This window comes from Microcystis sp. M165S2 (genome assembly GCF_020245885.1).
In the GTDB taxonomy this organism is placed as follows: Bacteria; Cyanobacteriota; Cyanobacteriia; order Cyanobacteriales; family Microcystaceae; genus Microcystis.
In genome coordinates this window covers 1-8,900 of record NZ_JADBTZ010000096.1, presented here as the reverse complement: position 1 = coordinate 8,900, position 8,900 = coordinate 1, and the positions used below count along the sequence as shown (strand labels likewise).

The 8,900-nt window shown below is 40.2% G+C and carries 3 protein-coding genes; all 3 read right to left on the bottom strand.

Annotated elements, in window-relative coordinates; all coding sequences use genetic code 11:
- The coding region (locus IM479_RS05225; protein ID WP_287685306.1) for a condensation domain-containing protein at window positions 1-1,818 on the bottom strand (1,818 nt) is incomplete at its 3' end.
- Window positions 1,815-3,692 carry a TubC N-terminal docking domain-related protein gene (locus IM479_RS05220; protein ID WP_287685305.1) on the bottom strand — a complete coding sequence of 626 codons (1,878 nt, stop codon included), beginning with the start codon at window positions 3,690-3,692 and terminating at the stop codon, window positions 1,815-1,817. The genes IM479_RS05220 and IM479_RS05225, both read right to left, overlap by 4 nt.
- Window positions 3,689-8,900, bottom strand: a 5,212-nt coding sequence (locus IM479_RS05215; protein WP_287685304.1) for a non-ribosomal peptide synthetase, incomplete at its 5' end; no start/stop codon positions are given. The genes IM479_RS05215 and IM479_RS05220, both read right to left, overlap by 4 nt.

Below are 8,900 nucleotides of genomic sequence, written 5' to 3'. Positions count from 1 at the left end.
TTTAAGAATAGCTAATAATCCCACAATCATCTCTAAAGAACGTTCTAGACAAATCCCCACTAATTCCTTAGGTTTTACTCCTAATTTTTGCAGGTAATGAGCTAATTGATTAGCTCGATTATTTAATTCTGAATAGGTTAAGGATTCATGGTCAAAGACCACTGCTATATTATTAGGAGTCCGTTCTACTTGTTCTTCAAATAACTGATGAATACATTTGTTATTGGGATAATCTGTTTGAGTTTCGTTCCACAATGATAACAATTGATAACGTTCTTCATCACTTAACATCGGTAACTCAAAAATTCCCGTTTTAGGATTAACTGCGATCGCAGTTAAAAGATTCTGAAAATGTTGCCCCATTTGCTTAATAGTGCCAGCGGCAAACAAATCTGTACTATAACACCAAACCGCCTCTAACCTATCAGCAACCTCCCAAAAATTAACCTCTAAATCAAATCGCGCTTTAAGCTCAACAGATAAAGGCAAACTCTCCATCTTTAAGCCAGATAAACTTGCCTCAGATTGGGGAGTATTTTGCAGTGAGAACATTACCTGTATCAAAGGATTATGACTTAAATCTCGGTTTAATTGTAATTTTTCTACTAACATTTCAAAAGGCAAATCTTGATGGGCATAAGCTGATAAAGTCGTTTGCTTTACTCGTTCTAATAACTCCATAAAACTCGGATTTCCCGACATATCACCCCTTAAAGCCAAAGTATTGGCAAAAAAGCCCATTAATTTCTCAATTGCCGAACTATTACGATTAGCGATGGGAGAACCCACCAAAACATCTAATTGACCACTATAACGAGAAATTAGGACAAAAAAAGCCGCCAGTAAAGTCATAAATAGTGTTGCTCCTGACTCCTGACTTAACCGTTTGAGGCGTTGCGTTAAGTCTTGATTCAGTCGAAAAACCTGCCCATCACCCCGGAAACTAGGAATTGGGGGACGGGGATAATCCGTCGGCAATTCTAAAATAGTAGGTGCATCTTGTAACTGTTTTTGCCAGTAATTAAGTTGACGTTCCAGGACTTCACCGGTGAGCCATTGACGTTGCCATACGGCAAAATCGGCGTATTGAATCGATAATTTAGCGAGAGGGGAAGGCAACCCCTGGACAAAGGCCGCATAAAGTTGAGATAATTCATCAAAGAAGATGCTCAAAGACCAACCATCGTAAATAATATGGTGCATCTTCAACAGCAATACATACTCTTGAGAACCCAGTTTAATTAACTTAAATTGGACTAATGATTCCTTGGCTAGATTAAAGGGTTTTAAGGAGAGATCAATCGCTATTTCTTGCAGATGTTCTGTTTGTTCATTCTTTGATAAACCTTGTAAATCTTCCAGGGGTAAACTGACGGGTGAAGGGGGAGCAATGCGCTGAATGGGTTGCCCTTCTACCATGGGAAAAGTGGTTCTTAAAATTTCGTGACGGCGAATCAGTTCACTGAGACTTTGTTCTAAAGCTAATAGATTGAGGTTTCCTTCTAACCGCAAAGCTTCCAACAGATTATAGGAATGACTATCGGGAGAAAGTTGCTGCAGAAACCAGAGTCGTTGTTGAGCAAAAGAGAGGGGTAAATCCTGATCCCGTGACCCGGGAATAATCTCTAAATCAACAGTATTAGTTGGGATTTTTGCCGCCTTTAAAAAGTCCAAAATTTCAGTTTTTTGGGCAGCGATTTCTTCTTTAATTTCTGGGGTCATAACCCCTTTAGGAGCCTGAAAACGAAGTTTTTCGCCTTCCAGCCATAGTTTAATGTCTAAACCCTTTAAATAGGCTAAAAATTCTCCTACTTTCACTTACCAATTGCCTCCCAAAGTTGTTGTTTAATTAGGTCTAAATTACGAGGTTCACTCTTAGGAGCAAAAAGTCCATCAGATTCCCATTTACTAGCATTTAGACTAATTGCCCAGGCATTTAACCAAGAATTAGAGCTAACTTTTGGTAACATTTCTGGCATAGTATCTTCTAGAGCTAGGTGAAACATAACTTGAGCTACCTCCTCTAACAATTTTAAGCTACTGAGATAGTTTTCAATGATTTCCGACTCGGTTTGGTTGTATCTTAAATTTCGTGATCGCAGTTCCTCGACAAAAGGAATTGCTAAATAGTCAATAAATTCAAAATTAACCCGATGTAAAGATTGATTCGCCCAATCCTTAAATAACTGCTGCATTCGATAGGAAAGGGGGAAAAATTTGCTATTGATCTGTTGAACTTTCGTTCTAAATTCTTGGTCAAGGTAGATAGAATTAAACATCATCAAACCACTAAATGTCCAGCCTGACAACGTATCCCAGATAAATTTTGTTGCCATCACCATGCCATTACCCAGACAATTGTAGGCGTTTTGAATATTCAAGGTTACTCCATCGCTATAGCTTAGATAAAAGCAATTTGCATCTTTGACTTTTTCCTGCGTCAGTTTACCTTCTAGATCAAGGGTAATCAACTGAGTTGTTAAGGAATTACCAAAGCCAATATTATCGGTACCTGGAGAATAAAAAGGATCGGGAAATGTCCCTGCTTCACCGACACAAGCCCAACGATTGTAGGAAAATACTTGTTTAGATGAGTAGCTATATTTGGGCATTTTCCTAAAGTCTTCCGGTTTTTTATCGGCTAAGTGAAAAGCCAAAGTAGGCTCATTTTTCTGTAACCATTGGTAAGCCAGTTCGTAGTTATAATAATTCTTTAAAGGATGAATATCTTGGCGAGCGACAATACCAATACTGGTATGACCTGTGGATAGAGGAATTGTCCAAACCCAGTAACCTTCACCGCATAAATGATTGGTAGAATAGTAACGGTTTTTATTGGGAACACGATTATGCCATTTTTCTTCACTACTAGGGACAAAATCGCTGATATCAAAGCGACCCTCAATCCGAAACCAAACAGCACCAAATTGAGCATTATTAGGTTTATCTAAGCCTAATTTTTTTTGCAGAAAACGACGGCGACTCATTGCATCAACCACCCATCTAGCTTGAATGAGTTTAGTTTTTTTATGATTTCCTTTGTCTTGAGTATAAACAACTTTATGATGTTGCTGTAACCCAACGGCGAGTTCAATCTCATTAACTGAACAATTTTCGCATAATTCTACTCCTGCTTCGAGATTAAAGGTGCGTAAATCATTTTCTAATTTACCCCGATCAATTTGATAGGAATTAGGAAGATGAAACTCTGATAAACCTAGTTCGGGTCTATCTTGAAAATGAGTAGCACTATTGTTAAAGAAATATCGCAATCCTAGTTTAACTAAATGTTGCTTTTCAAGGTAATCTGTTAATTGAAGCGTATTGGCTAAATAGAAAGCACCCACTTCAACTGTTGACTCTCCCACTTTAAAACTGGCTTCTGGTAAAGGACGAGCTATTTTATCGAGAACAATGACAGAAATATTCGGCTTTTGCAGTTTTAACTGTCTTGCTAAGGTTAAACCAGCTAATCCACCGCCACAAATGACGACATCATAAACTTCTGCTTCACTTAAATCCTCAGCTTTTTGGCGCAATAAAGCAATTAATTGCTCTTTCCGCTCTTTTAACTTTCCCAATAATTCTGGGGTCATTACTCCTTGGGGTGAACGATAGCGTAGTTTATCATTTTCAACCCATAGATTAATTTGTAAACTGTTGAGATAAGCTAAAAATTCAACTGTTTTCATAGTTCACCTTCCTCATAATCTTCTAAGGTTTCAGTCATAGATGTTTCTCTCGGTGCAACGCTAAGAACTTCAATGATTTCGGCTAAATTAGCGATAGTTGGGTATTCCAGCAGATTTTGTAAAGACAATTCCACCGAGAAAAGATCGCGGGAACGAGAGATAACCTGAGTTGCTAACAAGGAATGTCCTCCCAATTCAAAGAAATTATCCTTAATTCCAATACGTTCGACTCCCAAAACTTCACTCCAAATTTGAGACATTTGAGTTTCAATCGGGGTACGAGGTGCTAGAAATCCCGTAGCCAAATTGCGCGTAGCTGTATCGGGTGTAGGCAAAGCCAGCCGATCTACTTTACCATTAGGAGTCAAAGGTAGGGTATTAAGCAAAACAAAAGCCTGGGGAACCATATAATTAGGTAGCTTTTGTTGGACAAATTCCCGCACCTGTGGCACCAACTTCTGGACTAATTTACCGTATAGGGGATTATTCGTATAATCAGTCCAGGATTTGGGAATAATCGTCCCATCATCCCAAAAATTGGGGTATGGTTGTTGATCAACCTTACTTATTATCGGTTCTAAGATGGCATTCTGGCGACAGAAAACTACATCGAAAGAACCATCTTGACTACCTTCCCACCAACTGAGATGAACAGTGTAACCTAACTGTTCTCCCAGTTGCCACATTTGCTCAGGATTAATCCCTATCCCGGTATTTTTTCCTAACAATTGCCGCAATTCTCCCACCGTTGTTACCCCAGGAGGATTTTCTAAACAGTCTAAAATTTGTAGCGCCTTTTGTAATCGTTGATTGGGTACATCCCTGATACCTAAATATTCTGGTTGTTCCAGTTTCAGTTTATCTTGTAGTTGCCCTAAAGAAAACCCATCTCGTTGCCAATTTAGCCAAGGAATTGTCGTTTTTTGAACATCAGTATCCAGATGTAAAGTAACATCATAGCGGAATTGGGTTAACTCATTTTGAGCCTGACCCCGTTTCGGTGCAATTTCTACCCAAGAAATTCGCGGAAAACGTTGTTTAAGAGCGATAAAGAACTGAGGTTCAATTAGCAATTCTTCTTCGGTAGCTACACTTTGATTCACCTGTTTTTGCCATTGTTCAAGGGGTTTATTAGCTTCAGCGCGAGCTAACTGTACCGCGGCGTGGTAAGGCTCTAGTAAGGGCAAACTACGGATATCACCTAAGAAAATTTGACCCTGATCCGCAATCGTCTTGACTGCTCCTGCGATAACTTGTAATAGATAATCGACACTAGGGAAATACTGAACAACAGAGTTAATTACTACTCGATCAAAAGTAGCTTGGGGAATACCGGTAAAATCATCGGCTGTTCGGTGTAATAATTTTACTTTGCCCTCTAAACCCTCAATTGTGCTACATAAATGTTCTAGGTTATTAATGGTAGCAGAGGAATAATCGGCTCCCCAATATTCCTGACAATGTTTCGCCACACGGAATAGCAATAATCCACTTCCGCAACCAATTTCTAATACTCGTTGCGGTGGTTGATTTCCTAAAATTCGGCTCACCGTCTGCTCAACCCATTCCCGCATTTCTGCTGCAGGAATAGCTTGTCCAGTATAACTACTATTCCAACCACTAATATTAAAAGTGGGGTCCTCGGTTTGAGGTTGGGGTTTACTGTAGGATTCTTCGTAAATTTTTTGCCAATCACTAACATATTCACTCTGCCATTGAGCAAGCTGTTCAGGCAATACTTGATCCTTGAGAGCCGGAACTAAGTAGGCTACTAAATTAGTATTAAGCTGGTCATGATCATGATCACTTGTCTGATCAGCGCGAGCTATCACAACCGCTTCTTGTACTAGGGGATGTTGGCTCAAAACTGCTTCAATTTCCCCTAATTCGAGACGGAAACCCCTTACTTTAACCTGATTGTCAATTCGTCCCAGATATTCAATTCTTCCATCAGGTAAATAACGAGCTAAATCTCCTGTTTTGTATAATTTTGACCATTGATTGCCCCCCTTATTAAGGGGGGGTGGGGGGATCAGACCCTGCTCCTCAAAAGGACTAGGAATAAATTTCTCTTGTGTCAATTCTGGACGATTCAAATAACCTCTGGCTACCCCTGCTCCTCCGATGTGTAATTCCCCCGGTACACCGATAGGAACCGGTTGTAAATGAGAATCTAAAATATAAACTTGGACATAAGGAATTGGCCGACCAATAGTTATTTTTTCATCAACCGGCGTACATTTAGCTATCGTTGCACAAACACTTCCCTCCGTTGGGCCATAACCATTAAAGAAATTTCGTCCTTGTGACCATTTTTTCACCAATTCAGGAGAACAGGCTTCCCCAGCAACAATAATAGTTTGCAGAGAGGAAAGATTTTCCCACGGTAGCACTACTAAAGCTGATGGCGGTAGAGTAATATGAGTAATCTTATTATCTCGTAATTGCTTGATTAAGGGTAGGCCGGGCATTAAATTGTCTTTATTTGCCAAATAAAGTGTAGCGCCTGCTCCCAAAGCCATCAAAACTTCTGAAATACAGGCATCAAAACTAAAAGAAGCAAATTGAAGCACTCGACTCTGAGAAGACACAGCAAAAGTATCAATTTGTGCTAGAGCAAGGTTACACAAACCCTGATGTTCAACCATCACCCCTTTAGGTTTACCCGTAGAACCAGAAGTATAAATCACATTAGCTAAATTAGAAGCTGTCACTTTCCCTGTCAAATTATCCCGGTTCATTGGTTTAATTTCTTCCCAAGTTTCAGCTAAAAATACAGTTTTAGCTTGATAATTAGGGAGTTTATCAATCAGTGAACTTTGGGTTAGTAATAAGGGTACTTGACTATCCTCTAACATAAATTGTAGGCGTTCTTGAGGATATTCGGGGTCAAGGGGGAGATAGGCCCCACCTGCTTTAAGGATGCCAAATAATGCCACAATCATGTCTAAAGAGCGCTCTACACATAAACCGACTATTACCTCGGTTTCTACACCTAAAGAGCGTAAATAGTGAGCTAGTTGATTGGCCCGACTATTTAATTCTGCATAAGTCAACTGTTGACTTTCAAAAACTACTGCTACTGCATCAGGGGTACGCGCTGCTTGTTCCTCGAGCAATTGATGAATACACTTGTTATAGGAGTAATCAGCTTTTGTCTCATTCCACCCTTCTAATAGTTGATAATTTTCCTCTGGAGTTAATAAGGGAAGCAAGGCCACTGATTGCTGGGGATTTTCCACAATTGCCGCTAATAAATTCTTAAAATGATTCATCATACTGACAATAGTTTCAGCAGCAAATAAATCCCTGTTATAAGAGCAAAAACCGCCCAATCCTTCCGGTGCATCCCACAGGTAAACTTCTAGGTCAACCCTGACTGAATCAAGTCCCGATGGTATCTCCTCAATGTTTAGTCCGGGTAAATCCCAGGGAGAACTAGGAGCATTCTGAAGGGCAAAAACTATCTGTGTTAAAGGATTACGATCTAAATGACGCTCAATTTGTAATTTTTCGACTAACATCTCGAAGGGTAAATCTTGATGGTCGTAAGCGTCTTGAGTCGTTTGTCTGACTTGCGTGAGAAAATCCTCAAAGTTCGGGTCTTGAGATAAATCAAATCTTAACACTAAAGTATTGACAAAAAAGCCGATTAACCCTTCAATTTCGGTGCGGTTACGATTAGCAATTGGTGAACCAATTACCACATCTGTTTGTTGACTATAACGAGATAGTAACACAGCAAAACCCGCTAGTAATGTCATAAAGAGAGTGCTACCGGACTCTTGACTGAGTTTTTTCAATTGTTGCGTTAGTTGACTATCTAGTTGCAGTCGCTCCGTCCCACCGCGAAAACTTTGGATTGCTGGCCGGGGACGGTCTGTGGGAAGTTGGTGTAGTAGGGGAACCCCAGTTAATTGTTGCTTCCAGTAGCTTAATTGACGGTCTAATACTTCATTGGTTAACCATTGACGCTGCCACAGGGCAAAGTCAGCATACTGTATTGATAAATCAGGTAAATCTGCTTTTGTCCCGGTGCAGAAACTTCGATAATAGGCTGATAATTCGTCGATTAAAACACCTACTGACCAACCATCTGCCGCAATATGATGAATGGCTAATAATAGGACATATTCCTCTGTCTTGACTTGCCATAATTTGACCCGTAATACTGAACCATTAGCTAAATCAAAGGGTTCGGAGGCCGCTTCTATCAACAGTTGCTCTACTTGCAGAGGCTGGCTTTGTACTACGGGTAAGGTAAAGTTGACATTGGAGGCGATCGCTTGTATTGGTTGATTATCTTTGAGTTTAAACTGAGTCCGTAGGGGTTCATGGCGTTGAATAATTGCTTGGAAAGCTTTTTCTAAGGCTTTAATATTGAGATTTCCGCGCAAACGCATGGTTAAATCAATAGTATAAGCACCACTTTCTCCTTCTAATTGATTCACAAACCAGAGACGTTCTTGCGCCCAGGATAAGGGAATATCATCCTCTCGATTAACGGGTACAATTGATGGTAGCTTTAACCCTAAACCTGTTTGCAGTTCTTTTAAAATTACCGCACTTAACTGAGCAATGGTTGGGGATTCAAACAGATAACGTAGGGGTAAAGCAATTTCAAAAGCTTCCTGACACCGAGAGATAACCTGGGTAGCTAAGAGGGAATGTCCCCCCAGTTCAAAGAAATTATCCTCAATACTGACTCGTTCTAATTTCAGTACCTCGGCCCAAATCTGCGCTATTTTTTCTTCAATGGGATTACGGGGAGCTATATATTCACCTTGGCTCTGTAAATCGGGAACAGGTAAGGCGCGGCGGTCTATTTTGCCATTAGGAGTTAAGGGGAAAGTATCAAGCAAAACAAAAGCCGTTGGGACCATATAATCAGGTAATTTTGCTCGCAAAAATTGCCGTATTTCGTTAGTTGTCAGGTTGATTTCGGGTTGCAGTACAACGTAAGCAACTAGACGTTTATCCCCCAGATTATCTTCACGAACAATCACACAAGAAGACTGTACCGCCTGATTTTGGTTGAGTAAGGCTTCAATTTCTCCTAATTCGATACGGAAGCCGCGAATTTTTACTTGATTGTCAATCCGTCCTACATATTCAATATTACCATCAGGTAAATAACGCGCTAAGTCTCCCGTTTTATATAATTTTGACGGCTCATTGCCCCCCTTATTAAGGGGGGTTGGGGGGATC

Bases quoted from the DNA above. Each gene is read 5' to 3' on its own strand.
- IM479_RS05220 (WP_287685305.1), bottom strand. From the start codon at position 3,692: ATGAAAACAGTTGAATTTTTAGCTTATCTCAACAGTTTACAAATTAAT.